Origin of the sequence: Rhodanobacter ginsengiterrae, from assembly GCF_050026815.1 — a bacterium.
GTDB lineage: Bacteria > Pseudomonadota > Gammaproteobacteria > Xanthomonadales > Rhodanobacteraceae > Rhodanobacter > Rhodanobacter ginsengiterrae.
Window position 1 is genome coordinate 20,989 of record NZ_JALBWO010000057.1, and the last position, 26,768, is coordinate 47,756.

The 26,768-nt window shown below is 67.2% G+C and carries 19 protein-coding genes; 11 read left to right on the forward strand and 8 right to left on the reverse strand.

Annotated features, from left to right (window positions below; genetic code table 11):
- Positions 1-224: 224 nt before the first annotated feature.
- The 3 genes from ltaE to lptF all read right to left on the reverse strand — a co-directional run bounded on the left by ltaE (position 225) and on the right by lptF (position 3,830).
- Positions 225-1,244 (reverse strand): low-specificity L-threonine aldolase, encoded by a 1,020-nt coding sequence (gene ltaE / locus ACQGNJ_RS15135; protein ID WP_426690081.1) that lies wholly within the window; start codon positions 1,242-1,244, stop codon positions 225-227.
- 373 nt (positions 1,245-1,617) lie between these two features.
- Positions 1,618-2,718, reverse strand: coding sequence for an LPS export ABC transporter permease LptG (gene lptG, locus ACQGNJ_RS15140; protein WP_426690082.1), 1,101 nt, complete (start codon positions 2,716-2,718; stop codon positions 1,618-1,620).
- On the reverse strand, positions 2,715-3,830 hold the full coding sequence (gene lptF / locus ACQGNJ_RS15145) for an LPS export ABC transporter permease LptF (protein WP_426690083.1): 1,116 nt from the start codon (positions 3,828-3,830) through the stop codon (positions 2,715-2,717). Before lptF ends, lptG begins: the two co-directional genes overlap by 4 nt.
- A 100-nt stretch (positions 3,831-3,930) precedes the next feature.
- On the opposite strand from lptF, the gene ACQGNJ_RS15150 reads away from it, so the two are divergent.
- Both ACQGNJ_RS15150 and ACQGNJ_RS15155 read left to right on the forward strand, forming a co-directional pair.
- Positions 3,931-5,421, forward strand: a complete 1,491-nt coding sequence (locus ACQGNJ_RS15150) for a leucyl aminopeptidase (protein ID WP_426690084.1) — start codon at positions 3,931-3,933, stop codon at positions 5,419-5,421.
- Positions 5,422-5,515: 94 nt separating this feature from the next.
- On the forward strand, positions 5,516-5,935 hold the full coding sequence (locus ACQGNJ_RS15155; RefSeq protein WP_426690085.1) for a DNA polymerase III subunit chi: 420 nt from the start codon (positions 5,516-5,518) through the stop codon (positions 5,933-5,935).
- 1 nt (position 5,936) lies between these two features.
- On the opposite strand, the gene ACQGNJ_RS15160 is transcribed toward ACQGNJ_RS15155, so the two are convergent.
- Both ACQGNJ_RS15160 and ACQGNJ_RS15165 read right to left on the reverse strand, forming a co-directional pair.
- Positions 5,937-9,509: a hybrid sensor histidine kinase/response regulator gene (locus tag ACQGNJ_RS15160; RefSeq protein WP_426690086.1), complete on the reverse strand. Its 3,573-nt coding sequence runs from the start codon at positions 9,507-9,509 to the stop codon at positions 5,937-5,939.
- 149 nt (positions 9,510-9,658) lie between these two features.
- Positions 9,659-13,210, reverse strand: a complete 3,552-nt coding sequence (locus ACQGNJ_RS15165; protein WP_426690087.1) for a hybrid sensor histidine kinase/response regulator — start codon at positions 13,208-13,210, stop codon at positions 9,659-9,661.
- Between the two features lie 203 nt (positions 13,211-13,413).
- Between ACQGNJ_RS15165 and ACQGNJ_RS15170 the strand changes: the two genes are divergently transcribed.
- Together ACQGNJ_RS15170 and ACQGNJ_RS15175 are read left to right on the forward strand one after the other, a co-directional pair.
- On the forward strand, positions 13,414-14,880 hold the full coding sequence (locus ACQGNJ_RS15170) for a GTPase (protein ID WP_426690088.1): 1,467 nt from the start codon (positions 13,414-13,416) through the stop codon (positions 14,878-14,880).
- Positions 14,881-14,904: 24 nt separating this feature from the next.
- Entirely contained in the window at positions 14,905-15,381 is a 477-nt protein-coding gene (locus ACQGNJ_RS15175) for a hypothetical protein (protein WP_426690089.1), read from the forward strand.
- 69 nt (positions 15,382-15,450) lie between these two features.
- Here ACQGNJ_RS15175 and ACQGNJ_RS15180 read toward each other — a convergent pair whose 3' ends face one another.
- Genes ACQGNJ_RS15180 through ubiH form a run of 3 tightly spaced genes read right to left on the reverse strand, consistent with a single transcriptional unit; the run spans position 15,451 to position 18,742 of the window.
- Positions 15,451-16,245: a dienelactone hydrolase family protein gene (locus ACQGNJ_RS15180; RefSeq protein WP_426690090.1), complete on the reverse strand. Its 795-nt coding sequence runs from the start codon at positions 16,243-16,245 to the stop codon at positions 15,451-15,453.
- Between the two features lie 59 nt (positions 16,246-16,304).
- Positions 16,305-17,516 carry a UbiH/UbiF/VisC/COQ6 family ubiquinone biosynthesis hydroxylase gene (locus tag ACQGNJ_RS15185; protein ID WP_426690091.1) on the reverse strand — a complete coding sequence of 404 codons (1,212 nt, stop codon included), beginning with the start codon at positions 17,514-17,516 and terminating at the stop codon, positions 16,305-16,307.
- Positions 17,513-18,742, reverse strand: coding sequence for a 2-octaprenyl-6-methoxyphenyl hydroxylase (gene ubiH, locus ACQGNJ_RS15190; protein ID WP_426690092.1), 1,230 nt, complete (start codon positions 18,740-18,742; stop codon positions 17,513-17,515). Before ubiH ends, ACQGNJ_RS15185 begins: the two co-directional genes overlap by 4 nt.
- A gap of 85 nt (positions 18,743-18,827) precedes the next feature.
- Here ubiH and ACQGNJ_RS15195 point away from each other — a divergent pair, with 85 nt between their 5' ends.
- The 7 genes from ACQGNJ_RS15195 to rsmA all read left to right on the forward strand — a co-directional run bounded on the left by ACQGNJ_RS15195 (position 18,828) and on the right by rsmA (position 26,728).
- Complete coding sequence (locus ACQGNJ_RS15195) at positions 18,828-19,433, forward strand: hypothetical protein (protein WP_426690093.1); 606 nt, start codon at positions 18,828-18,830, stop codon at positions 19,431-19,433.
- A gap of 19 nt (positions 19,434-19,452) precedes the next feature.
- Positions 19,453-20,025, forward strand: coding sequence for a cob(I)yrinic acid a,c-diamide adenosyltransferase (locus tag ACQGNJ_RS15200; protein ID WP_426690094.1), 573 nt, complete (start codon positions 19,453-19,455; stop codon positions 20,023-20,025).
- A gap of 8 nt (positions 20,026-20,033) precedes the next feature.
- Positions 20,034-20,954, forward strand: coding sequence for a histone deacetylase family protein (locus tag ACQGNJ_RS15205; RefSeq protein WP_426690095.1), 921 nt, complete (start codon positions 20,034-20,036; stop codon positions 20,952-20,954).
- Positions 20,955-21,081: 127 nt separating this feature from the next.
- A complete protein-coding gene (locus ACQGNJ_RS15210; protein ID WP_426690096.1) occupies positions 21,082-23,496 on the forward strand; it encodes an LPS-assembly protein LptD in 2,415 nt (804 codons plus the stop codon).
- 33 nt (positions 23,497-23,529) lie between these two features.
- Positions 23,530-24,870 carry a peptidylprolyl isomerase gene (locus ACQGNJ_RS15215; protein WP_426690097.1) on the forward strand — a complete coding sequence of 447 codons (1,341 nt, stop codon included), beginning with the start codon at positions 23,530-23,532 and terminating at the stop codon, positions 24,868-24,870.
- A gap of 15 nt (positions 24,871-24,885) precedes the next feature.
- The gene (gene pdxA, locus ACQGNJ_RS15220; RefSeq protein ID WP_426690098.1) at positions 24,886-25,881 is read left to right on the forward strand and encodes a 4-hydroxythreonine-4-phosphate dehydrogenase PdxA; all 996 of its coding nucleotides are present in this window, start codon (positions 24,886-24,888) and stop codon (positions 25,879-25,881) included.
- Between the two features lie 58 nt (positions 25,882-25,939).
- Entirely contained in the window at positions 25,940-26,728 is a 789-nt protein-coding gene (gene rsmA / locus ACQGNJ_RS15225; protein ID WP_426690099.1) for a 16S rRNA (adenine(1518)-N(6)/adenine(1519)-N(6))-dimethyltransferase RsmA, read from the forward strand.
- Positions 26,729-26,768: the final 40 nt, after the last annotated feature.

Consider the following 26,768-nt stretch of genomic DNA (forward strand, 5'->3'; position numbering starts at 1 on the left):
CGTTGGTTTTCGAGCAAGAGCTTTCGCCCTCTTCCAGAGGGTGAGTTCTTTTTTTCGTTATGCCTGGAAGCAAAGGCTCAAGCGAAGAGCTTTCGTCCTCCTTCGGCAGCCGAAAGCTTTTGCTCTGAAACACACAACACGCGAAACACGTCACCCGCATCAGCCAGTGCGATTCCGGCCTTCGCCGGGATGACGACCGTCGGGTTGAGTGGCCTTCGCCGGGATCAACGTCGCGCGAAAAACTCGCGGAACGCGGTCGCGGTGCGCTCGATGCCGTCATCGTCGACATCCAGATGCGTCACCAGCCGCAGCGTCGGCAGATAGCCGATGCTGATGCGGATGCCGGCCTCGCGCAGATGGACGTCCAGATCGCGCAGGCGTTCGGCCGGCACGTCGATGAAGACCATGTTGGTGTATTGGCCAAGCAGGTCGATGCCGGCGATCTCGCGCAGGCGACCGGCGAGGTACGCGGCGCGATGGTGATCGTCAGCCAGCCGTGTCACATGATGATCCAACGCGTGCATCCCTGCCGCGGCGAGCATGCCGGCCTGGCGCCAGCCGCCGCCGGCGACCTTGCGCCAGCGGCGCGCCTTGTCGATCAGCGCGTGCGAGCCGACCAGCACCGAGCCGACCGGCGCGCCCAGTCCTTTCGACAGGCAGATCGACACCGTGTCGAAATGTCGGGCGATCTCGCGCGCCGGTACGTCGCAAGCCACCGCCGCGTTGAACAGGCGTGCACCATCCAGATGCAGACCCAGTCCGTGCGAACGGGCCAGGTCGTGCGCGGCGGCGAGATAATCCAGCGGCAGCGTGCGGCCGTGCCAGGTGTTTTCCAGCGCCAGCAGGCGGGTGCGGGCGAAGTGGGGATCGACCGGCTTGATCGCGGCCTCGATGCGCGGCAGCGGCAGCGTGCCGTCGTCGGCCTGCACGATCGGTTGCGGCTGGATCGAACCGAGCACGGCCGCACCGCCACCCTCGAACTTGTAGGTGTGCGCATCCATGCCGACCAGATATTCGTCGCCACGCTCGCAGTGGGCGAGCAGGGCCAGCAAGTTGGATTGCGTGCCGCTGGGCACGAACAGGCCCGCGTCGAAACCCAGCTCGTCGGCCAGCCGCCGCTGCAGCGCGTTCACGGTGGGATCCTCGCCATAGACGTCGTCGCCGACCGCGGCGGCCAGCATCGCCTCGCGCATCGCGGCCATCGGCCGGGTCACCGTATCGCTGCGCAGATCAACCCATTCCACGGCTCACCCCTGCTGTCGGCAAAGCGGACAGCTTGGCCGGATCCGGCGCCGTCGGCAAGCTGGCCGTGTTATTGCAGCAGCTGGTAATGCACCATCGCCCAGCCGGCCGAAGCACTCAGCTGGATGCAGGCCAGAAACCAGAAACCGAAGGCATCCTTGTGCCAGAAAGGCTTGGACATGACTCCCCCCCGAGAGTTGTGGATGGTGGAAGCAGGTCGCTTCCGTCCTGCGATGACGCGCGGCCAGCATCGCATCGCAGCGGCGCCGATTCGATAGCGGAGGGTGCCGGATCGGCGAGAGTGAGAACACAGTCACACTGCTGATGGGCAACAGCTCACGAACGAGTCCATCGCCGGACGCCCGGGTGCAGCGATCAGACCCGTCGGCGGAAATACAGCCAGGCGGCGAGCATCAGGATCAAGGCCGGCAACAAGTTGGCCAGCAGCGGCGGCATGCCGTAGACGGTGCCGAAGTTGACCATCGCCTGCTGCAGGAAATACCAGCCCAGCGCCAGCAGGATGCCGATGAACATGCGCTTGCCCAGGCCACCGGAACGCAGCGACCCGAACGCGAACGGCATCGCGCAAAGCACCAGCACCAGCACGTTGAACGGATACAGGGCGCGACCCCAGAACGCCACCGCATAACTGCCGGGACTCTGTCCGTTGCCTTCCAGGTAATCCATGTTGCGACGCAGGTCGCGCATGGAAAGGTACTGCGGCTGGATCACCGACTGCGCCAGCACCTGCGGGTTCAGGCTGGACTTCCACGGCAGTGCCGCTTCGGTGGTGGCGTGGGTGCCGGCGGCGTCGAGGGTGGTGATGCGCACGTCGTGCAGCATCCACTGCCGGCCATCGTGCTCGGCGGTCTTCGCCCAGGTGAAGCGATGCAGCTGGCCATCGCCGCTGAAGTTGAAGATGCGCAGATCGCTCAACTGCACCGTATTCAGGCCGTCGCGCTGCTGCAGCGAGGTGCCACGCGCATTGATCACGTCGTCGCCGTCGCGTGCCCACAGTCCGCTGCTGGTGGTCATGCCGAGGTTGCCGGACTTCATCCGTGCCTGCATCACCTGCGCCTGCTGGTCGCCCCACGGCGCCAGCGTCTCGCCCATGATCACCACGCCGACGATCAGCACCGCGACCACACCGACTGCCGATCCGGCGATGCGCAGCCGCGACATGCCGGCCGCACGCAGGGCGGTGAGCTCGCCGGTGCCGGCCAGGCCACCCAGGCCGAGCAGGCCGCCGATCAGCGCCGCGTTGCCGAACATCTCGTAGGCGCGGCGCGGGAAGGTCACCATCACGTAGGCCACCGCGTTGCTCAGCGTGTAGCCGTGCTTGCCGACGTTGCTCAGCTGCCGCAGCAGCTGGGTCACCGCATCGAAACCGGTCAACACCAGCCACACCATCAGCATCGAGCCGAGCACGCTCATCGCGACCAGCCGGTCGACCCGCTTGATGTTGAACACCGTCATGCCGGCACGCCTGCCTGCGCTGCAGAGAGCTTGCGCGGCGAATACTGTTTCCACAGCATCCAGCAGGCCAGCGCCAGCACCAGCGCATGCAGCGCCCACAGCGGCGCCTCGTTGTGCCAGTGGCCCTTGCCGATCTGCGCGCGGCCGAGCGCGAGCAATGTGTAGTAGAGATAGAAGGTGACCACCGCCAGCAGCAGCCGGCCGTACTTCGGTTCGCGCGGGCTTTGCCGCGACAGCGGCAGCGCGAGCAGCAACAGCACCAGGGTCAGCGGCGGTGCATTGGCACGCCAGGCGAACTCGGCGCGATCGTCCGGATTGTCGGACCGGAACAGTGCCCAGCTGCTCTTGGAGTGCGCCGGGTCGTCGCCCTCGTCGGCCTGCACGCTGGACAGCGAGGTGTCGTTGCGCTGGTACTGCATCTGCCGCCAGTTGTCGGTACCCAGCGGAATGTCGTACTGCCAGCCATCCTTGAACGCGATGAAACGACCGTCGCCGTTGCTCTCCTGATACAGCTCGCCGCTGGTCGCGCTGACCAGCTTCAGGTGCACCGGACCGTCCTTGTTGTCGCTCTGGGTCGCCACGAAGGTGCGTCCGAGCTTGCTGCCGTCGCGGCTGAGGCTGTCGACGAAGATGATGCCGCCCTTGCCCGGCAGTTCGGTGAAACGTCCCGCTTCGAGGCCGGCCGCGATCACCGAGCGGTTCGCCGCGGCCACCATCGCATCGCTGGTGCGCACTGCCCACGGGCCCAGCCACAGGGAAACCAGGGCGGTGATCGCCACCAGCACCGCGCCGAGGATCAGCACCGGGCGCAGCAGTCCGCGCGGTCCCATGCCCGACGACGCCAGCACGTGCATCTCGCTTTCGCGGTACATCCGCCCCAACCCCAGCAGCACGCCGATGAAGCTGGCCAGCGGCATCATGTTGGTCAGCCCGTCGAGCGTGCGCAGGCCCAGCACCTGGAACATCACGCTGGCCGGAAAGCTGCCACCGGCGACCTGCTGCAGCACCTTGGCGAATGCACTGCCGGCCACGATCACCAGCAGCACCACCACGGTGGCGGCCACGGTCTGCGCCAGCTCGCGCAGGAAATAGCGGTCGAGGATGCTCAGCATGCGATAAACTTGTCCGCTTGAACCGGCCCGGCGCGTGTCGCCGGCAAACCGCAAGTCTAGCCTGTCCGGCCACCAGCCGGGCCCATGCAGGAACCCTCCGATGACACTTCAGTTCAGCCTCGCCAGCGTTGCCCCCACCACCGTCGACAGCGCCTGCGTGCTGGTCGGCGTGTACGAACAGGGGGTGCTGACCAGCGCGGCTGCCCAGCTGGACAGCGCCACCGGCGGTGCCATCAAGCGCCAGGTGGAAAGCGGCGACATCAGCGGCAAGGCCGGCGCGACCACGCTGCTGTTTGCACCGACCGGCATCACTGCGCAGCGCGTGCTGGTGGTCGGCCTGGGCGCGCAGAAGTCGTTCGATGCCGCGCGCTATCAGAAGGTGAATATCGAAGCGGCCCGCGCGCTGGGCCGCCTGCCGGTGGCGAGCGCGGTTTCCTGTCTCACCGACGTGGAGGTGCCCGGCCGCGACAGTGCCTGGCGCGTGCGCATCGCCGCACTGGCCAGCGATTACGCGGCCTATCGCTACACCGCCACCTTCAAGCCGCGCGACAAGAACCGCCAGCCGGAACTGGCCGCACTCACCTTCGCCGCCGGTGATGAAGCCCGCAGCGGGCTGGAGCAGGCCGTGGCGATCGCCGAAGGCGTGCGCTTCGCCCGCGAGCTGGCCAACCTGCCGCCGAACATCTGCACCCCGGCCTATATCGCGGCGCAGGCGCAGTCGTTCGCCGACGGCCAGGACCAGGTCAGCTGCAAGGTGCTCGATGAAGTGGCCATGGAGCAGTTGGGCTTCGGCTCGCTGCTGGCGGTGGGCCGCGGCTCGGTCAACAAGCCGCGCCTGATCGCGCTGGAATACAACGGCGGCAATGTGGGCGACAAGCCGTATGCCCTGGTCGGCAAGGGCGTCACCTTCGACTCCGGCGGCATCAGCCTGAAGCCCGGCGCCGGCATGGAGGAAATGAAGTTCGACATGGGTGGCGCGGCCGGCGTGCTGGGCGCCTTCGTCGCGGCGGTGAAGATGGGGCTGAAGCTCAACCTGGTCTGCGTGGTGCCCAGCGTCGAGAACATGCCCGGCGGCGACAGCTATCGTCCCAGCGACGTGTTGACCAGTTTGTCCGGTCTCACCATCGAGGTGTTGAACACCGACGCCGAAGGCCGCCTGATCCTGTGCGATGCACTGACCTGGACCGCGCAGACCTACCAGCCGAAGGCGCTGGTCGACGCCGCCACGCTCACCGGCGCCTGCGTGATCGCGCTGGGCAAGCATGCCAGCGGCCTGATGAGCAAGCACGACGACCTCGCCGCCGAACTGCTCGCCGCCGGCGAGCAAACCCTCGACCGGGCGTGGCGCCTGCCGCTATGGGACGACTACCAGGCGCAGCTCGAGTCCGGCTTCGCCGACGTCGCCAACATCGGCGGCAAGAGCGCCGGTGCGATCACCGCCGGTTGCTTCCTGTCGCGCTTCACCGACGGCCAGCGCTGGGCGCACCTGGACATCGCCGGCACCGCCTGGGACGAAGGTCGCAAGGGCCTGGCCACCGGTCGACCGGTGGCGCTGCTGGCGCAGTGGCTCATCGACCGGAGCGAGAAGTGAGTGACGAGAAGTGAGAAGTGAGGGATAACAGTTTGAGGCATCATGCCCACTGCTCTTTTCTCGCTCCTCTCTCCTCTTCACTCACTCCTGTCTTATGCGTGCCGACTTCTACCTGATCGACAAGCCGCGCTTTCGCGAACAGCCGCTGTTGCTGGCCTGCGAGCTGGCGAAAAAGGCCTTTGCGGCGCAACAGCCGGTGCTGATCCTCACCCGCGATTTCAACCAGGCCGAGGTGCTCGACGACTTGCTGTGGGCATTCGACGACGACGCGATGATCCCGCACCAGCTGGCCGGCGACGATGACGACGAACACACCGCCGTGCTGATCGTGCCGCCGGGAGTGGATACGGCGGACCGGCCGCTGGTGATCAACCTGCGCGACACCTGCCCGGCCGGCCGCTACCAGCGTGTGCTGGAAGTGGTGGCGGCCGACCCGGCCGCGCGCGAGGGTTCGCGCGAGCGCTGGCGCGAATACCAGCGGCTCGGTTTCGACGTGCAAAAACACGACATGTAGTTCAGGCGGGAAGCTCTTGCCGTGGCGTCGTCCCCGGCACCACGCGCGCCAGTGCGGCGACCAGCTGTTCGCCGCTGACCGGCTTGCGCAGAAAGCCGTCCATGCCGACCCCGCGCGCCTTCGCCTCGTCGCCACGGCCTGAACGCGCGGTCACCGCCAGCAACGGCAGATGTTGCCCGGCGTGCTCGCGCTGGCGGATCAACCGCGCGATCTGGAAGCCGTCCACGCCAGGCAGGTCCAGATCCAGCAAGGCCGCATCGAACGATCCATGGGCCAGCTCGGTCAGCGCGGCCAGACCGTTGCCCACGTGCTTGACCCGATGACCTTCGCGTTCCAGCAGACCGCAGATCACCGTGGCCACGATCGGATCGTCCTCGACCAGCAGCAGGCGGTAGTGGCAGTCGGTGGCGGGCTCGCCGGTGGACGTGGCGGGCACCGGTTCGATCAGCGGTATGCGCACGTGGAACGTGCTGCCATGACCCAGCCGCGACTCGAGTTCGATCGTGCCGCCCATCATGTCGACCAGCTCGCGACAGATCGCCAGACCCAGTCCGCTGCCGACGCGCCGTTGCGGACTGTCGGCCTGCTCGAAGCGCTGGAACAACCGCGCCTGGCTTGCCTCGGAAATGCCGGGACCGGTATCGCTGACACTGCATAGCAGGCCATCGCCGAATCGCCGCGCATGCAAGGTGACCTGGCCGCGCTCGGTGAACTTCAGCGCGTTGTTGGCCAGATTCAGCAGCACCTGCTTGATCCGCAGCGCATCGCCCAGCCATTGCGAAGGGAGGTCGTCGGCCATTTCCAGCACGAACCGCAGGCCTTTGGCGTGCGCCAGGCCCTGCTCCAGCTGGGACACTTCGGCCAGCAGCTGGCGTGGATCGAAGAGCGACGGTTCCAGCTCCAGCCTGCCGGCCTCGATGCGCGCCAGATCCAGCGCGTCGTTGAGCAGTTTCAAGAGCATGCTGCCGGAGCGTTGCATGGCCTGGGTGTAGTCGTGCTGCAAGGGATTGAGCGGCGTGCTCAGCAACAGCTCGGCCATGCCCATCACGCCCGTCATCGGGGTGCGGATCTCGTGACTCAGCGTGGCCAGGAACTGGGTCTTCGCTGCACTGGCAGCCTCGGCCATCTGCCGCTGCTGCTCCACCATCGCCACGTGGTGGCGGCGCGCCAGCCGACGCCGCCAGATCCACAGGCCGAACCAGATGCCCAGCAATGCGATCAGCGCATAGCCAAGCCAGGCCCACCAGCGCTGCCATGGCGGCGCCTGCACCTGGATCTGCAACGGCTGGCGCAGATGCACCCACTGGCCATTCGCACCGGCCGCCTGCACTTCCAGCACGTAATTGCCGGCGGCCAGCCCGGTGAACTCGCGTTCGCCATGATTGCCGTTATCGATCCATGTGCTGTCAAGACCATGCAGGCGAAAACGATAGTGATTGGCCGCCGGATCGACATAGGAGAACAGCCGCGTCGCGACATTCAGGCCACGATCCTTCCAGCCCAGTTGAACCCCCTGCCGCTGCAGCGCCAGCTCTTGCAGCTTGCCGTCGCGACGCACGCTGACCCGGGTCACGGCCAGCGGCGACACGGTGGTGTTGTCACGGATCCGATCGGGGTTGAAGCCGACCACCCCGCCGAGCGTCGGCGCATACATGTTGCCATCGGGCATGACGGCGTATCCGCGGGAAAATTCGCCGTTGGCCAGGCCGTTCTGCAGGCCAAACGAGCGGAAACGGCCGGTGTCCGGGTCGAATCGCCACAGGCCGTCATGACCGAGCATCCAGACCCGCTGCAGCGCATCCACCTGCAGGTCGACCACGTTGACCGACGGCCAGCCGTGCGCCGCATCGATGGTGCGGTCCAGCACCAGCGAGTCATCCCGATAGTAGTAGTGCTCCAGGCCTTCGGGGCGCACCATCCAGACCCCGTCCTGGTCGAAATCGAACGCATTCACTGCGCGATCATTGGTGACTCCGGGGATCACCTCGAAGCGGTCCCGCTGCGGGGCCATGCGCAACATGCCGCCGTCGCTGGCATACCAGAAGGAACCGTCATGCATGGTCAGCTGACTGCCCCACAGCACGCGCTGGTTGGGCTGGTCCATGTCGACCCGGGTGACCGCCAGGGTGTCCTGATCGATGCGGAACAGACCTTCGCCGAAGGTCCGCGCATACATTCGCCCGTCCGGACCGGGCTCCACTTCCAGCGGATGCTTCAGCCAGTGGCCCTGCGGGTCGATGCGTTGCGGCAGCTGGCCCAGGGTATCCCGGTAGAGGGCGCCGCGTACGGCGATCCACAAGCGTTCCTGCGGGTCCTGGGTCATGCCGAGGACGTCGCCGCCGAGGCCGGACAACACATGCTCGACCTTGCCGGAGTGCGGATCGAGCTTGTCCACGCGACCGGAGCGCTCACCCACCCACACCCTGCCATCGTGGCCACGCGCCATCGCGGTGACGATCGAATCGCGCAGGCTGTCCGGGTCGTCCGGCACATGGGTGAAGCGGCTGGTGTCGTTCCAGCCGGGCGCGAGGTAACCCACGCCACCATCCAGCAGGGTCACCCACAAGCCGCCTTCGCGATCGACCAGCATCGACCACACCCAGGTGCCGGGCAGGTCGCCGTGCAGCACCGGCTGATCGGTCACCGCCAGCAACGGTGCCGAGGGGCGCATCTGCACGAACAGTCCATGCTGGGTACCGATCCACAAGCGACCGCCGTGATCGCGCACGCTGGCGAACACGTTCCCGTCTGGCGCACCCACGGCGGCCAGCGGCCGCGCCACGTCGTCCGTGCCGACCAGCAGCAATCCCCGCGTGCTCTCGACACGGATCTGCCCCGCCTCGCCACTGATATGCCAGGCATCGATCGGCAGGGCACTTCCGGCTTGCGAAACGCGATGCATGTGTCCGCCGACATCGCGGCGGAACAGGCCGCGGCTGCTGCCGATCCACAATTGTTGCCGGTCATCGATATAGAGCGCGGCGACCAGCCCGAACGCCGCCGGATCGGCACCGAGCAGATCATTGGACACGTGCTCGAAGCCGTGCCCACCCGGCAGCATGCGGTCCAGTCCGCGCACCGTGCCGACCCACAGATTGCCATCGGCGCCGGCGACCATCGACCAGACCTTGTCGCTGCTCAGGCTGGACGGATCATGCGAATCATTGCCCCAGTGCGTGAAGCGGCCGCTGGCCGCATCGTAGCGATTCAGCCCGGCTTCCAGCCCCGCCGCCCACAGCGTGCCATCGCGATCGAACAGCAAACTGGCAATGCCGTTGTCATACAGCGAACCGGGATCGTCGACGGCATGCCGGAAGACCTTGAAGTCGACGCCGTCGTAACGGGCGATGCCGCCCTTGGTGCCGAACCACATGGCACCATCGCGATCCTGTACCACCGCATACACGCTGCTGCTGGGCAGACCGTCCGTGGTGGCGTAGCGACGGAACTGCGGCGTGGGCAGCAAGTTGGTCGCGGGCAACTCCGTCGTCGCCGCAGCGACAACCGCCGGCGCACCGCCCGCAACCGCCGCGTTCAGACCCATGGCCCAGGCCAGCACGACTGCCGACAGCATCAGATTCCCCCCTCCGGCCTTGCACACTCACTCGCGACACCTTGCATGCGGACCTCTGATGCACGAAGCATGCAGCGGACGCGCGCTTGCACTGTGCCGGTGATGATGACAAAAGCATTCCGTCGTGGCGAGCGGCCGGCAAGCATCGCTCAGGCCTCGGCGGCCGGCGCGATCACCCGCGCCAGGGCGCCGCTCAGTTGCTCGCCGGTCAGCGGCTTGTGCAGGAAGCCGTCCATGCCGGCCTCGCGCGCCATCGCCTCGTCCTTGCTGCCCGAGCGCGCAGTGACCGCGACGATCGGCAGGTGCTGCCCCGGGTGTTCGCGCTGGCGGATCAGCCGGGCGATCTGGAAACCGTCGACGCCGGGCAGGTCCAGGTCCAGCAACACGGCATCGAAATCCCGTTGCGCCAGTTCGGCGAGCGCGGCCAGCCCGTTGACCACATGCACCACCGCATGCTGTTCGCGTTCGAGCAGGCCGCGTATCACGGCGGCCACGATGGTGTCGTCCTCGACCAGCAGCAGCCGGTAGCGACGATCGGCAGAGGGCGCCGCCGAGGACGGTGCAGCGGGCACCGGCGGCGGCGCCAGCGGCAGCCGCACGCGGAACGTGCTGCCATGGCCCAGCCGCGATTCCAGCTCGATGCTGCCGCCCATGATATCGACCAGCTCGCGGCAGATCGCCAAGCCGAGCCCGCTGCCGGCACGCCGCTGCGGACCCTCGACCTGCTCGAAGCGCTGGAACAATCGCGCCTGGCTTGCCTCGGGAATGCCCGGGCCGGTATCGCTGACACTGAACTGCAGGCCGCGCTCGATCCGCTGCACACGCAAGGTGACACTGCCGTGCTCGGTGAACTTCAGCGCATTGTTGGCCAGGTTGAGCAGGACCTGCTTGATCCGCAGCGCATCGCCCAGCAGCTGTGGCGGCAGGTCGGCGGCGACGTCCAGCACGAAGCGGATGCCGCGCGCGTGCGCCAGCCCCTGCTCCAGCTGTGCCACCTCGTTCAGCAGTTGCCGCGGGTCGAACGCGACCGGCTCCAGCTCCAGCTTGCCCGCTTCGATCCGGGCCAGGTCCAGGGCGTCGTTGAGCAGCTTCAGCAGCATCGTGCCGGAGCGCTGCATGGCCTGGGTGTAGTCGTGCTGCAGCGGACTGAGCGGCGTGCTGAGCAGCAGTTCGGCCATGCCCATCACGCCGGTCATCGGGGTGCGGATCTCGTGGCTCAGCGTGGCCAGGAACTGGGTCTTCGCCGCGCTGGCGGCTTCGGCCATCTGCCGCTGCTGCTCGACCAGCTGCATGCGGTGGCGCTGCGCCAGGCGCCGGCGCCAGTTGCGCAGGATCACGCCAACCGCAACGAGCAGCAGCAGCACATAGCCCAGCCACGCCCACCAGCGTATCCACGGCGGCGCCTCGACGTGCACCTGTACCGGCGTCGCCAGCGTGCTCCATTCGCCGTCCGCACCCGCAGCCATCACCTCCAGCGTGTAGTCGCCGGCGCCAAGCCCGGCGAATTCGCGCTCGCCATGGTTGCCGGTATCCACCCAGTTGCTGTCGAAACCGCGCAGGCGAAAACGATAGCGGTTGGCCGTCGGATCGATGTACGACGCCACCCGGGCCTCGACGTGCAGGTCACGGTCGCGCCAGTGCAGTTGCACCGGCTGGTCCGGTACCAGCGCCAGGATGCGGTTGTCCCGTCGCACGGTGACCCGGGTAAGCGTCAGCACCGGCGGCGCGCCGAGCTGCTTCGGCTTGCCCAGTCGCGCCGGCTGGAAGGCCATCACGCCGCCGCTGCTGGCGGCAAACAGCGTCCCGTCCGCCGCCAGCTCGATCGAGCCATTGGAGAACTCGGTACTCGACAGGCCCTGCGACGGTCCGAATTCGGTGAACTGTCCGGTCTTCGGATCGAACCGCCACAGCCCGGGGTTGGCGAACAGCCACAGCTGGCCCTGGTTGTCGAGCTGGATCGCCATCAGGTCAGCGGCGAACGGCTTGTGGCTGATGTCGACGCCGGCATCGCGTTCGGCGCGTCCGTCGGCATAGCGGTAATGCTCGATCGCGTGATCGGTGGCCGTCCAGAAACCGTCCGTGTCGAAGGTGAAGGCCAGGATCTCCTGACGCGGCACACCGGGAACGAAGGCCAGTCGCCGGCCCGGGCCATCGCCGCGCAGCAAGCCGCCAGCACTGGCGTACCACAGATGACCTGCCTGGAAACTCAGTTGATCATGGAAACGGCTGTTGGCCGGTGCATCCGTCGGCATCACCGAGGTCGCGATCAGGCTGTCGGGATCGATCGCGAACACGCCCTGACCCCACGAAGAGACATAGATGCTCCCGTTGTTCCCGACGGTGAGCGCCGTGGGCCGGTTGATGTGGCTCTGGCTCGCCTCGATGGTGGTCAGCTTGCCATGGTCGTAACGGTAGATTTCGCCCGGCCCGGTCATCCACAACCGCCCATGGAGGTCTTCCGCCAGCGATGCCAGGTTGCCGCGCAGGTCCTTCACCACATGACTGACCTCACCGGTGGCCGGGTCCAGCTTGTCGACCCAGCCATTGAAGCCGCCCACCCACAGCTGGTTGTCGCGGCTGCGCCGCACCGACAGCGCAGCGATGTTGGAGAGGCTGTGCGGGTCGTCGGGCACATGGGTAAAGCGGGTGAACCCGTTCCAGCCTGGCGGCAGATACGCGATGCTGGATTGATCGAAGGTGAACCACAGCCCGCCTTCGCGATCATGCAGCACCTGCCACAGGCGATCGCTGGGCAGGCCGCCGGGCAACAGCGGCTGCCCGACGATGTGCTGCAGGTGACCGCTGCCATCGTCCAGCCACACTCCGCTCAGACTGCCCATCCACAGCCGCCCCTGTGCGTCACGGGCGCTGCTGAGGATGCGCAACGACGCCAACTGGGGGTCGGCCAGCGGCCGCGCCACGCCATCGACGCCGATCAGCAGCAGGCCGCCTTCCAGTGCCACCCGCACTTCGTTGTCGTCGCTGTCGATATGCCAGACCATGCCGATATCGCCGCGAAACGCCGGATCCACCGGCACGCGCCGGATCGTGCCGTCAGGCTGGCGCAGGTACAGGCCATCGCGGGCGGCGATCCACAGCCGTCCATCAGCTTGCGCCAGTAGCGCACGGGTAGCGCCGAACGATGCCGCATGACCGCCGCCAGCGTCTCGGGTGACGTGATCGAAGCCGCTGCCGTCCATCCGCAAGCGGTCCAGGCCACCCTGCGTGGCGACCCAGATCTGGCCATCGGGTGTCTGTGCGATGCCCCAGACTTCGTTGTCGGCGAGGCTGTCCGGCTTGCCGTCATCGTGATGCCAATGCTGGAAGCGGCCACTGGCCTGGTTGTAGACGATCAATCCGGTCGAGACGCCGCCGGCCCAGATCCGGTTGTCGCGGTCGACGAACAGCGTGTAGGTCTGGTTGGCCGGCAGCGACGACGGATCGCCCATCGCGTGCCGATAGACCTTGAAATCAACCCCGTCGAACCGCACCAGTCCGCCGGCCGAACCGAACCACAGCAGGCCATCGCGATCCTGCGCCACCGCATAGACGGGCCCGCTGGGCAGGCCATCGGCGACACCATAACGGCGAAACTGCGGCGTCGGCAGCGGTGCGGTCGCGCGCGCCGCCACTGCCGGCGATGCGACCGGCACGGCTGGTGCAGAGCATGGCATCAGCCATGCCAGGACGATGCCTGCCATCCAGACCAGCCAGCTCGATCGGTTCCCCATATATCCCCTTGGCGAAACCGCGCGGAAGCGGGCCGGCGGCATCAACGACGTGATCGTCCCTGCACCCGATAGTGCCAAAACCCTCGTGCCAGTGCGAGCCGCGGCGGGCGAGCGCCGCCGGAAACCACCGATGCACGGTCGGCCGGCCGACGCAAGCTGGCTAGAATGCAGGCATGTCCCGACGCCTGCGATTGCTGTTCACCGCGTTAGCCCTGGCCACGCTGCTGTGGCTGTTGTTCGCTGCGGCCGAGCGCGCGCTGGCGCTGGCCCAACGCTTCCTTGCGCTGCCGAATTACCTGCAATGGACCCTCGGCGGCGTGTTGCTGGCTTTCGCCGCCGCCGGCTTGAGCGTGCTGTGGTGGTTGCTGCGTCCCCGCCGCAAACGCCGGCCGCTGCCGGCGCCTGATCGGGGCAGTCTGGAACAGCGCATCGGCCAGCTGCGCGAGCGCGGCGCGGACACCGACGTGCTGGTTTCCGAACTGGGCGAACTCGACCGACGCCGCAGCAATGCCCGAGTCTACGTTGCGCTGTTCGGCGAGATATCCACCGGCAAGTCGAGTCTGCTGCGCGCCCTCGCACCGCATGCGCAGATCGCCAGCGATGCGCGTGGCGGCACCACGCGCAAGGTCGACCACTACGACGGCACCCTGCCGGACGGCCGCACGCTGGTGCTGGCCGATGTGCCAGGCAGTCGCGAGGCCGGCGGCGAGGTGCATGAAACGATGGCGCGCGAGGAAGCCTTGCGCGCGCACGCGGTGGTCTACCTGTGCGCGGGCGATCTCAACCGCAGCCAGGTGGATGAACTGCGCTGGCTCGCCGACTTCGGCAAGCCGCTGCTGCTGGCGTTGAACAAGGCCGACCAGTGGAGCGAGTCCGACCGGGATCAACTGCTGGCTCGCCTGCGCCAGCACGCGCGCGGCATCGCCAGTGCCGTGCTGGCGATCAGTGCCGGTGGCAGCGAGCGTTACCAGCGCCGGCTCGCCGATGGCAGCACCGAGTCGGTCGAGCGCCAGCGCAAGCCGGCGATCGAACCACTGCTGCAAGCACTCCAACGGCTCACCGCACCCGGCGCCGAAGGGCTGGAGAACCTGCGCGAAAACGCCGTGCTGGCCGGCCTGCACCAGCGCACCGGCGCGCTGGAAGCACAGACCCGCGCCGAGCAAGCCGAGCGCATCGTGCGCAAGTACGCCCGCCGCGCGATCGTCGGCGCGCTGGCCGCGGTGGCGCCGGGCAGCGACCTGGTGATCCAGGGCGTGCTGGCCACCGGCCTCACCCGCGCGCTGGCCGAACTGTATGGAGTGAAGGTCAGCGACGTGCAGATCGAGGACTTCGTGCAGCAGGCGAAACTCACCCTGCGCACGGGCAGCTCGATCGTGCTGGCGGTCGCCGGCAACGCGCTGAAAGCCTTCCCCGGCCTCGGCACGCTGGGTGGCGGCGTGCTGCATGCGTTCGCCTACGCGCTGATTTTCGACTCGATGGGCCGCGCACTGGCCGCCTCGCTGGCCGAACGCCAAAGCCTGGATCAGGATGACGCCAGCGCCCGGCTGAAGGAACTGCTCGCCGATGCCGGCGGCAACCGTCTGCGCCAGCTGGCCGCGTTGACGATGGATGCGGTGCGCGAGCGCAACGACATCGACTGATCGAGCACCACCCAGGGACGGCCCATGCCAAAACCACTTCCGCCAGAAATGGCCCAGTTCTTCCATGCCGCCGGGATTGCCCGGGATGCCGATCGGTTGCCGCTCTGGGTGATGATCGCCATCGGCATCGCCACCCTGGGCGCGGGCCTCGCTCTCGAAGCGATCCGCTTCAGGCATGCTCGCAAGGTCATGGTCGGTTTTCGTGGTGGCGTGCTGCTGGGGCTGGTCGCCTCATCATTGACCGCCGGCCCGCTGGCGTACCTGTCATACCGGGTACTGAGCTGCGGCACGGTGAGATGCATGGGCAAGCACTGTCACGGCTACGACTTCACCGACCTCATGGGCCACCGGCATTACAGCTTCCAGCACTTCGTCTCGATGACGTTCCAGCCGGCCGTTTTCTGGATCAGCTACATGTACATCTTCCTTTTCACCGTGATCGCGATATACGCGCTGTCCGGATGCATCCGCTCCGCGGCGCACTGGCGCGAGCTGGATTGAGCACGACGGTCGTCGCCGCGTGCTCGCACATGCGCCGGCGGTCGAGAAAGCTCCGCATTGCGGTTCCGGCTACGGCGTACCTGCGAACGCGGCGCGCAACCAGTCGTGCATCAGGCGGTAGCTGCGGGCTGCCGCACGCTCGTCGTAGCGGCAGCCGGCCGAGTTCTCGCCGACTTCGGTGAAGCAATGCACCGCGTGGCCGATCACCACGAACTGCCAGTCGGCGGGGCTGCCGCGCATCTCGTCCATGAACTTGTCGGCGTCCGGCATGGTGCCCTTGTCGTCGGCGCCGTTCATCGCCAGCACGCGCGCCTTGATGTTCTTGGCCAGCGCCGGGTTGTCGGTGTCCAGCCCGCCATGGAACGAGACCACCGCGGCAACATCGGCGCCGCTGCGCGCCAGATCGAGCACTGCCGAACCGCCGAAGCAGAAACCGATCGCGGCCAGTTTCGACAGGTCGATCGGCGCGCTGCCCGCCTGCGCCTTCAACTGGTTCAACGCCAGGTTGATCCGCTTGCGCATCAGCGCGCGGTCGCCGTACAGCGGCTTGACCGCGGCCTGCGCCTGGGCGGCATTGCCTTGTTGCGGGCGCACGGTGGCGCCGTACATGTCGGTGAGCAGGATCACGTAATCCTTGCCGGCGATCATCTCGGCCTTCTGCACGGCCGTGTCATTGATGCCGTACCAGTTCGGCACCATCACCAGCCCCGGACGTTTCGCGACGGAGGCGTCGTCATAGACCAGCACGCTGTGGAAGCGCGCGCCGTCCAGGGTCCATTCGACCGGACGATGGACCATCTTCGCCTGCACGGCGAAACTCGAACCAGCCAGCAACAGCAGACAGCAAAGTCGGGCGATGCGCATGATCAATCCTCCGGTGAGATGGCCCCTCCCCCTGCAAGCAGGGAGAGGAGCAAAAAGTTTCAAAGTCCGGCGGCGTGCTCCGAGATGCGCCGCTTCAATGGTGCCAGCCGATCGAGCAGGCGCACGCCGACACCGCGCGCGGCGACCAGCGCCGGCGACTGCCATGCATAGATGCGCGCCAGCGCATCGAAACCCAGCGCATCCAGCGTGTCGGCGCTGCGCCGGCGGCGCGCATAGCGACGCAATACATGCGCCGCGCCGATGTCGCGCCCGACGCGGCGGGCGGCCAGCAGGGTGTCGCGCAGTTCGGCAACGTCGCGCAGGCCCAGGTTGACACCCTGCCCGGCCAGCGGATGCACCGCATGGGCGGCATCGCCCAGCAACACGAAACGCTCGGCCTGATAGCGTTCGGCCAGTTGCAGTTTCAGCGGGAACGCGGCGCGCGGCGTGCTGGCGACGATCCGGCCCAGCCGGAAATCGCTGGCCAGGCCCAGCTCGTCGAGGAAGGCCTGGTCATCCAGCGCCAGCACGCGCTGCGCCTCCGCCTCGGGCAGCGACCAGACGATCGAGCTGCGTCCATCGGCCAGCGGCAGCAGCGCCAGCGGCCCGCTCGGCAGGAAGCGCTGCCATGCCGTGCTTTCGTGCACTCGCTCGGTGGTCACGTGCGCCACCACCGCGCGCTGCGCGTAATCGCGGCCACGCGTGCCGATGCCGGCCAGCTGGCGCAGCGGCGAGGCGGCGCCGTCGGCAGCCACCAGCAGCCCGGCGGACAGTGTTTCGCCGGAGGTCAGCTCCAGCTGGATCCGATCCTCGCGCGCTTCGAAGCCTTTCACCTCGGCCGGACACAGGCGGCGCACGCCGGCTGCTTCCAGCGCCTGCCACAAGGTCCACTGCACCAGATTGTTCTCGACGATGTAGCCGAGCCGGTCGCGCCCTTCGCTGGCGGCATCGAAGTCGATCGACGCGCCGCTTTCGGCGTCCCACACGTGCATGTGCGTGTACGGGCCGACCCGCGCTTCGCAGATGGACGTCCAGACGCCCAGCTCGTCAAGCAGGGCCAGCGATGACGGCGCCAGCCCGACCACGCGCAGGTCCACTTCGGCCTGGGTATCCCAGGCCTTCGGCGCACGCGCTTCCAGCAGCGCCGTGCTGAATCCCGCCCGCGCCAGCGCCAGCGCGGCAGCGGCACCCACCATGCCACCACCGACCACGGCCACATCCAGCGCCGGCGGTCGACGGCGCGAAGGTTGTTCCTGCGCCGGGGTATTCATGGCAGGCGCTCCAGCACGGCGGCGGGTGGCTCGCCGCGAAAACCCATGCCGCGCCGCGCCAGCGCACGCCGCAGCGGCGGCAGCCGATCGCAGGCCAGCAACGCCAGCGACCGCAACGGCGCCAGCAGCGGTTGCGGCAGGCAGGCGAGTCGTACCAGGCCATGACTCATCGCCATGGTGCCTTCGCGGTCTGGTGCACGCCGTTCGGCGTAACGCGCCAACAGCGCGGCGGCGCCCGGATCGGCGGCCGTGGCCACCAGTTCGGCCAGGGTCAGCGCATCGCGCAAACCGAGGTTGAAACCTTGCGCGCCAATCGGATGGACCGTCTGCGCGGCATTGCCGACCAGTACCGCGCGCGGCGCGGTGAGCCGACTTGCGGCCACCCGGTGGATCGCATACGGCTGGCGCTTGCCCGGTCGGGACAGCCGACCCAGCCGCCAGCCGAAGCGGCGCTGTGCCAGTTCAAGGAAAGCCGCGTCATCCAGCGCCGCGATCGCTTCGGCTTCTTCGGTCGATACGGTGAGCACCAGCCCGCAGCGGCGCTCGGCCAGTGGCAGCAGCGCGATCGGACCGTCATCGGAAAACCGCTCATGCGCGCGATGGGCATGGTCGCGCTCGGGCGTGACCGTGCAGACGAACAGGCTTTGCCGGTAGTCGTGCTGTTCGGCATCGATGCCGAGCTGTGCGCGGACGAACGAATGCGTGCCGTCGGCCCCGACCAGCAACGGCGTATCCAGCTGGCGCACGCCATCGGCGGTGGTGATCTGCGCACGCCAGCCTTCGGCCAGTGGTTGCAGCGCGGACAAGGTGGCCGGTGCCAACCGGGTCAGATGCACGCACTCGTCGAGCCGACGCAGCAGCGCGGCGCCCAGCTCGCGTGCCGGCAGGGTCCAGCCGAGCGCGTCGACGCCCTGCTTGTCCGCATCGATGCGCGCACTGCCGAACTCGCCCGCGCGACTGACATGGATGTGCCGGATCGGCATGGCACCGGCAACCGCGTGGCGCCACACGCCGATCGACGCCAGACCGTTGACGGTGGCGCGCGCCAGCGCGAGGTTGCGTTCGTCGTAACTGGGCTGGGCGTCGGTCCGTGGCGCGGCGGCTTCGACCAGGGTGGCCGGTATGCCGGCCACGTCCAGCGCGATGGCCAGACTGGCGCCGACCAGGCCACCGCCGATGATCAATACGCCGGACTCGCTCATGACAGGGGATGCGGGCACATTCATGCGGTGATGATACGCGCTGAGGCTGCCTGCGTTGCAGTGCGTTGGGCTAGACTAGCGGTCTCGCAGACGTCCACATGGAACCCTCATGGTCAAGACACTGACCCAACGCCTTGGCATCCTCCTGGCTCTCGCCGCGGTGATGGCAGTTACCCGCATCCACCTGTCGTTGCTCCATCACAACGTGGAAGATGCGTCGTGGGCGATCTTCTTCCTGGCCGGCTTCTGGTTGCGTGGCGCCGGTCGCTGGGCGTTCCCGCTGCTGATGGCCGAGGCGGTGCTGATCGATTATCTGGTGATCAGCGGTCAGGGCATCGATTTCTGGAGTCACTACTGCGTCTCGGTGGCCTACTGGTTCCTGATTCCCTCGTATTTCAGCCTGTGGCTGGGCGGCAGCTGGCTGGCGAAGCATCAGGTCGGCCTGCGCCTGCCGACACTGGGCATGGCTGCAGTGGCGCTGGTGGTCAGCTGGGCCGTGTGCTACCTGGTTTCCAACGGCAGCTTCTACTGGCTCAGCAACAGCGTGCCGCTGCCGCGCAGCGCCGCCGCATGGTCCGCCAACCTGCTCGACTGGTATTTGCCGTTTCTGCAGACCACGGCCTTGTATGTCGGCCTTGGTGCCATCGTGCACGTGCTGGTCATCCAGGTCGCTCGCGCCGTGAAGCAGGCTGACCAGCCCACGCTGCCGCGCTGAGCCAGCGCGCCGAATCACCATGGGCAACCGGCTCTCGAAGATTTACACGCGCACTGGCGACGATGGCAGCACCGGTCTCGGTGATGGCTCGCGGACAGGCAAGGATTCTCTGCGGGTCACCGCCTACGGCACGGTGGACGAACTCAACAGCACGATCGGCATGCTGCTGGCCGCCGATGGCGTCACCCACGAGGTACGCGAGGCGCTGACCCAGGTGCAGCACGACCTGTTCGACCTGGGTGGCGAACTGTGCATTCCCGGCATGGCGATGGTCGAAGACAGCGACATCGACCGGCTGGAATCGATCCTGGACGAGCTCAACGAACCGTTGCCGGCGCTGAAGGAATTCATCCTGCCCGGCGGCGGCATGGCCGCCGCCTGCGGTCACCTGGCGCGCACGGTGTGCCGCCGCGCCGAACGCGAAGTGATCGCGCTGGGCCGGGTCGAAGACATCCGCAGCCAGCCACAGCGCTATCTCAATCGCCTGTCGGATCTGCTGTTCGTGATCTCGCGTGTGCTGGCGCGCGCCAGCGGCCACGGCGAGGTGCTGTGGCAGCACGAGCGCCGCCGCAAACCCAAGCCGTCCGCCTGAGCCGCCGCATGCTGCGGCTGTACACCCATTCCGCCTGCCTGCTGCACGATCCCGGAGCGGGCCACGTCGAGCGGCCATCCCGGCTGCGCGCGGTGCTGCAGGCACTCGATCACGATCGGTTTGCCGCGCTTGATCGCATCGAGGCACCGCTGGCGACCCGCGAGCAGTTGTTGCGTGTGCACGGCGCTGCCCACGTCAGCGAGATCCTGACCGGTGCGCCAGCGGGCGAGATGCTCGCCCTGGACCAGGACACCGTGATGGGCGCCGGGTCGACCGAAGCGGCGCTACGCGCCGCGGGATCGGTGGTGGCCGCGGTCGATGCGGTGTTTGGCGGAACCACGCGACGGGCCTTCTGCGCGGTGCGGCCGCCCGGCCATCACGCCACCGGCGACCGCGCGATGGGCTTCTGCCTGTTCAACAACATCGCGGTGGCGGCCGCCCATGCACTGGCCGTGCATGGCCTCAAACGCGTGGCGATCGCCGATTTCGACGTGCACCACGGCAACGGCACGCAGGACATTTTCGAGCGCGACCCGCGCGTGCTGTTCGCCTCCAGCCATCAATCCCCGCTGTATCCGGACAGCGGCCGCGAGGACGAGCGTGGCGTGGGCAATATCTGCAACAGCACGCTCTCGCCCGGCGCCGGCTCCCACGAATTCCGCGAGCTGTGGGACAGCGTGCTGCTGCCGCGGCTGCATGCCTTCAAGCCGCAGCTGGTGCTGGTTTCCGCCGGTTTCGACGCCCATCGCAGCGATCCGCTGGCCGATATCCGACTGGGCCACGAAGACTACGCGTGGATCACCGAGCGACTGGTTGCCCTGGCCGATGCGCACGCTGGCGGCCGACTGGTTTCCTCGCTGGAAGGCGGCTACGACCTGGCTGCGCTGGCGGCCAGCAGCGGTGCTCACGTCAGCGCACTGATGGATTGATGGGTGGCTCGACGCCTGGCCAGCCACCCCCGCAGGCTGAATCGCCAGCGTGCCAGGCGAACAGCCATCTGCCGTCGGAGGGGGCTTTCTGTTAGCTTAACGAGCCTTCGAAGCCGGCAGATTTCCCGTGACGCGCAAGCTACCTCCACGCCGCCTGTTGGCGGTCGCCGCCGCACTCGCCTTGATGGGCGGACAGGCTGATGCCAGCAATGACCGCAGCCCCGCCTCCGGCGTGGCCTCCGGGGAGGCCGCTCTGGCCTGCCCGCTGGGCTCGTTCCATTGCGCGCCGCGCCCGCTCAACTACGCGATGTGCCGGCCCAATGCGTTGCTGGAGTTCTACGATCCCACCCTGATGCGGGACAGCAGCGTGCGCGACACCAGCCCCACCCAGGTGCAGGCGCAGCACGTGGACAGTTCGAACCAGTCGGTTTACCACCTCAGTGGCGACGTGCGGCTGGAACGCGCCGACCAGCTGCTGCGGGCCGACCGCATCGACTACAACAACGGCAGCACCGATTACGACGCACGCGGCAACGTGCGCTATCAGGATGCCGGGCAGTTGCTGGCCGCTTCGCACATGCGCGGCAACACGGACGCCAGCCAGGGCGTCGCCAACGATGTGCGTTACCAGATGCTCGATGCGCGTGGCAACGGCACCGCCAGCCAGGGCCAGATGCTCGACGCGCAGCACACCCGCTATTCGCAGGCCACGTACTCCACCTGCGATGTCGGTCATCACATATGGGAGTTCCGCGCCAAGTCGATCACCATCGACAAGACCGCAGGCGTTGGCGTGGCGCGCGACGCCACCATGCGCATCGGCAAGGTGCCATTCCTGTACCTGCCGTACTTCAGCTTTCCCATTGATGATCGGCGCAAGAGCGGCTTCCTGTACCCGACCATCGGGCACAGCGGGCGGTCCGGCTACGAAGTCAGCACGCCGTACTATCTCAACCTCGCGCCGAATTACGACGCCACGCTCGATCCGCGCTACTACAGCGCACGCGGCGCGATGCTGGGCGGAGAGTTCCGTTACCTGGTGCCGGGCAGCGTGGGTCAGCTCAACCTGCAATACCTGCCGAAGGATCATGGCCAGAGCGACGGGTTGGCCGACACCCGGGGCGACTCGCGCTACCTGGTGCAGTTCTCCGACAGCACGCAGTTGTGGCAAGGCTGGCAGTTCGTCGGTTCATACAACCACGCGTCGGACAGCAGCTACCTGTACGACTTCGGCGACAGCCTGAGTCACAGTGCGATCTACACCCTGACCTCGAATGCCGCCATCGTCGGTGGCGGCAAGTGGTGGAACGCCTCCGTCGGCGGCACCATCTATCAGAACGTGAATCCGTTCGTTACCGATGCCGGGCTGCCGTACAAGCAGCTGCCCTATGCACGTTTCAGCATGGACGTGCCCGTGTCGAACTGGCTCGAATTCGGCCTGGACAGCGAGGCGGTTGCCTTCCGCAAGAACGGCTACGTCGAAGGTCAGCGCGAGGATCTCTATCCCTATCTGGCCGCCGACTTCGGCACGTCGGCCTGGTTCGTGCGACCGAAGGTGGCGTACCGCTACACCGCCTACCAGCTCGATGGCGGCTACCAGAACTATGGCTATTTCGGTCTGCTCGGCAGCGGCGAAAGCACGCCCTTCGGCGAAAAGTCGCCAAGCCGTTCACTACCGGTAGTCAGCCTGGATACCGGGCTGGTGTTCGACCGCAATGCCTCGCTGTTCGGCTCCAGCTATACGCAGACCCTGGAACCACGGCTCTATTACCTGTACGTGCCGTATCGCAACCAGAACGATCTGCCGCTGTTCAACACCAACGCGATGACGTTCGACTACTGGCAGCTGTTCTCGCCGAACCGCTTCTCCGGCGCCGACCGCCAGATGGATGCGAACAACCTCACCGCGGCGCTGACCACCCGCCTGCTCGACGAGGGCGGCGTGGAGCGGCTCTCGGCCAGCATCGGCCAGATCCACTATTTCAGCCCGCAGCGCGTGCAACTGCCGAACGGGCAGACCAGCGTGGTGCCAGGCACCGACTGGACCCATTCCGACTACGTGGCCCAGTTCGACCTGCGCCTCAACGACCGCTGGCGCCTTGCCAGCTCCTATCAGTGGAGCCCCAACAGCCGGCTCACCGACATGGGCGTGCTGGAGCTGCAACGGCGGATCGCCACCGACGGCATCTTCAACTTCTCCTACCGTTACCGGCGCGGACTGCTGGAACAATACAGCGCCTCCGTGGTCTACCCCGTATCCGAACGCTGGCGGCTGGTGGGATCGTGGACTTATTCGGTGAAAGACCGCCAGAGCATCGATGCGTTGGCTGGCGTGGAGTACGACAGTTGCTGCGTCGCCCTGCGGCTGGTCGGTCGCAGCTATGTCAACCAGGCCTACTACGGCTACGGTCCGGTCACGGCGGCTGGCAAGCTCGACCGGCGAGACAACGCGGTGATGTTCGAGGTGGTGTTCAAGGGCCTCGGTTCCACCGGTGGCCAGATCGACCCCCTGCTGCGCCGTGATATTCTCGGCTATCAATAAACACACTCGCTGCGGCGACCAGGCTTTTCACTGATGAAGCAAACCTTCGCATCCCTCTTGCTCGCGCTTGCGATCATGCTCCCGGCCCACGCCCAGCTGCTGACCCCGGCTGCCCCGGCCAGCCAGCCACTGGATCGGATCGTGGCGGTGGTCAACGACGATGTGATCCTGCAGAGCCAGCTGAACGACGCCGTGGTTTCGGTGCAACAGCAGTATGCCGGCCACACCGAACAATTGCCGCCGATGAACGTGCTGCAGCAGCAGGTGCTCAACCGACTGGTGCTGATGCGCCTGCAGATCCAGAAGGCGCAGGACCAGGGCATCCGGGTGTCCGATGCCGACATCGATCAGGCGATCCAGGGCGTGGCGCAGCAGAACCATCTCACGCCCGAGCAGTTGCGCACCGAGGTCGAGCGGGGCGGTGCCAGCTTCGCTGCCTTCCGCGAGCAGATCGGCGACCAGATCACCGTGCAGCGCCTGCACCAGAATGTGGTGCAGGATGCCGTTTCGGTGACCGACAGCGAGATCGACAACCTGCTCAGCAACCCGACCTACAAGGGCGGCGAAGTGCATCTGGCACACATCCAGGTCAGTATTCCCGGTGGCGGCGACGCGGCGGCCATCCAGGCCAGCCAGGCCAAGGCCGAGGCGGCGCTGGCCGCGATCAAGGGCGGCATGGATTTCAACGCCGCCGCGATCCGCTATTCCGATGCCTCCGATGCGCTGGACGGCGGTGACCTGGGCTGGCGCCGGATGGACGAAATTCCGCCCGCGTTCGCCGACACGATTGCCACGATGAAGCCCGGCGACGTCAGCCCGGCGCTGCGTGGCCCGACCGGCTTCCACATCCTCAAGCTGATCGGCCAGCGCGAGAACAGCCGCAAGATGGTCACCGAACTGCATGCCCGCCAGATCCTGATCCGGCCGAGCGAGCTGGTGACCCCGGCGCAGGCCGAGCAGAAGGCGCGCGACCTTTACCAGCGCATCGTCGACAAGCACGAAGACTTTGCCACCCTGGCCAAGGAATACTCCAAGGACGACACCTCGGCCAACGTCGGCGGAGACATGGGCTGGTTCGCGCCGCAGGCAGCCGGTCAGGCGATTGCCACGCAGCTCGCCCAGCTGAAGGACAACGAGGTGTCCAAGCCGTTCCAGAGCGATGCGGGCTGGCACATCCTGCAGCGCCTGGGCGAACGCCAGAGCGACCAGACCGTGCAGATCGAACGCGACCAGGCACGTCAGGCGATCGGTACACGCAAGTCCGAGCAGGCTTACGACGACTATCTGCGCGACCTGCGTTCCAACGCCTATGTCGACATCCTGGTACCCGAACTGCGCGGTGCGGACGACCAGGCCGCCGCCAAGTCGCCGTAGACGGGATTGCACGCCATGCCGCTGCCCCGGCTCGCGGTCACTGCCGGAGAGCCGGCGGGCATCGGCCCCGAACTGCTGATCCGACTGGCAGGCACGTCCTTGTCGGCAAACCTGATCGCCATCACCGACCGTGCGTTGCTGCAACGTGCAGCAGCGCGCTGCGGGCTGCCCGTCACGCTGGTCGATGACGATGGCAGCGACGCCACTGAGCGTCGGCCCGGCACGCTGCGCGTGCGGCATACGCCGCTGGCGGTCACCGAGGTTCCCGGTCGACCCGACCCGCGCAATGCCCGCCATGTGCTGGACACGCTGGCCGAAGCTGCCGACGGCTGCATGGAAGGCCGCTATGCCGGCGTGGTCACCGCGCCACTGCAGAAGGCCTCGATCAACGATGCCGGCATCCCTTTCAGCGGACACACCGAATTCTTCGCCGAGCGCGCGCATGCCGATGTGGTGATGATGCTGGCCAGCCCGGAATTGCGCGTGGCGCTGGCCACCACCCACCTGCCGCTGACCGCGGTGTCGGCGGCGATCACGCCTGCCGTTCTCACCCGCGCCCTGCGCATCATGCATGCCGAGCTGCAGGCGAAATTCGGCCTGGCGCAGCCGCGCATCGCCGTGCTCGGACTCAATCCGCATGCCGGCGAAGGCGGCCACCTGGGCCATGAAGAGATCGATACGCTGATCCCGGTCATGCAGACCCTGCGCCACGAAGGCATGCAATTGCTCGGGCCGCTGCCGGCGGATACCGCCTTCGTGCCGGCCCAACGCCGGCATTACGACGCGGTGCTGGCGATGTATCACGACCAGGCGCTGCCCGTGCTGAAGAGCGAAGCCTTCGACCGCACCGTGAACCTCACCCTCGGCCTGCCGTTCATCCGCACCTCGGTCGACCATGGCACCGCGCTGGACCTGGCCGGTACCGGCACCGCCGATCCCGCCAGCCTGATCGCCGCGGCCAACATGGCGCTCGCGCTGGTGCACCGGCGAGTAGAGAGGCGCGAGAAGTGAGTAAAAGCCGCCCGACACCTCTCTCGCTTCCCGCTCCTCATCACTCACTCCTGGCCTCATGAACGCGCGTCCCAAGAAAAGCTTCGGCCAGCACTTCCTGCACGACCGTCGCTACATCGATTGGATCGTCAGCGCGATCCAGCCTCGCGCCGAGGATTTCGTCGTCGAGATCGGCCCCGGCGAGGGCGCGCTGACCCTGCCCCTGCTGGCGGCGGCAGGCAAACTCACCGCGATCGAACTGGACACCGACCTCATCCCCGCCCTGCAGGCACGCGCCGCCGGTGCAGGTGAGCTGCATATCGTCCATGCCGACGTACTGAACGTCGACTTCAGCGCCATGGCGCACAGCCACGGCGTTCCGCGCCTGCGCATCGCCGGCAACCTGCCGTACTACATTTCCAGTCCGATCCTGTTCCACTGCGTCGAACATGCCGCCGCCATCCAGGACATGCACTTCATGCTGCAGAAGGAAGTGGTGGATCGCATGGCCGCCGAACCCGGCAGCAAGACGTATGGACGGCTGTCGGTGATGCTGCAACTGGCGTGCAGGGTGGAACCGCTTTTCGAAGTGCCGCCGGAAGCTTTCCGGCCGCCACCGAAGGTGGATTCAGCGGTGGTGCGTTTGGTGCCATTGCCACCGGACGAGCTGCACGATGCCCGGCCCGAGGATGTCTACAGCGTGGTCAGGGCGGCGTTCGGACAGCGCCGCAAGACCTTGTCCAACGCGCTGCGACAGCTGCTCGATGCCGATGCGATCCGCAGCGCCGACGTCGACCCGCGCGCGCGCGCAGAGACCCTGGCACCGGCTGATTTCGTGCGGCTGGCCAAGGTCTACGGCAAGCGCTGAGCGACCAGGTTGGGGCAACGCCACCCAATCGCGGCGGCAG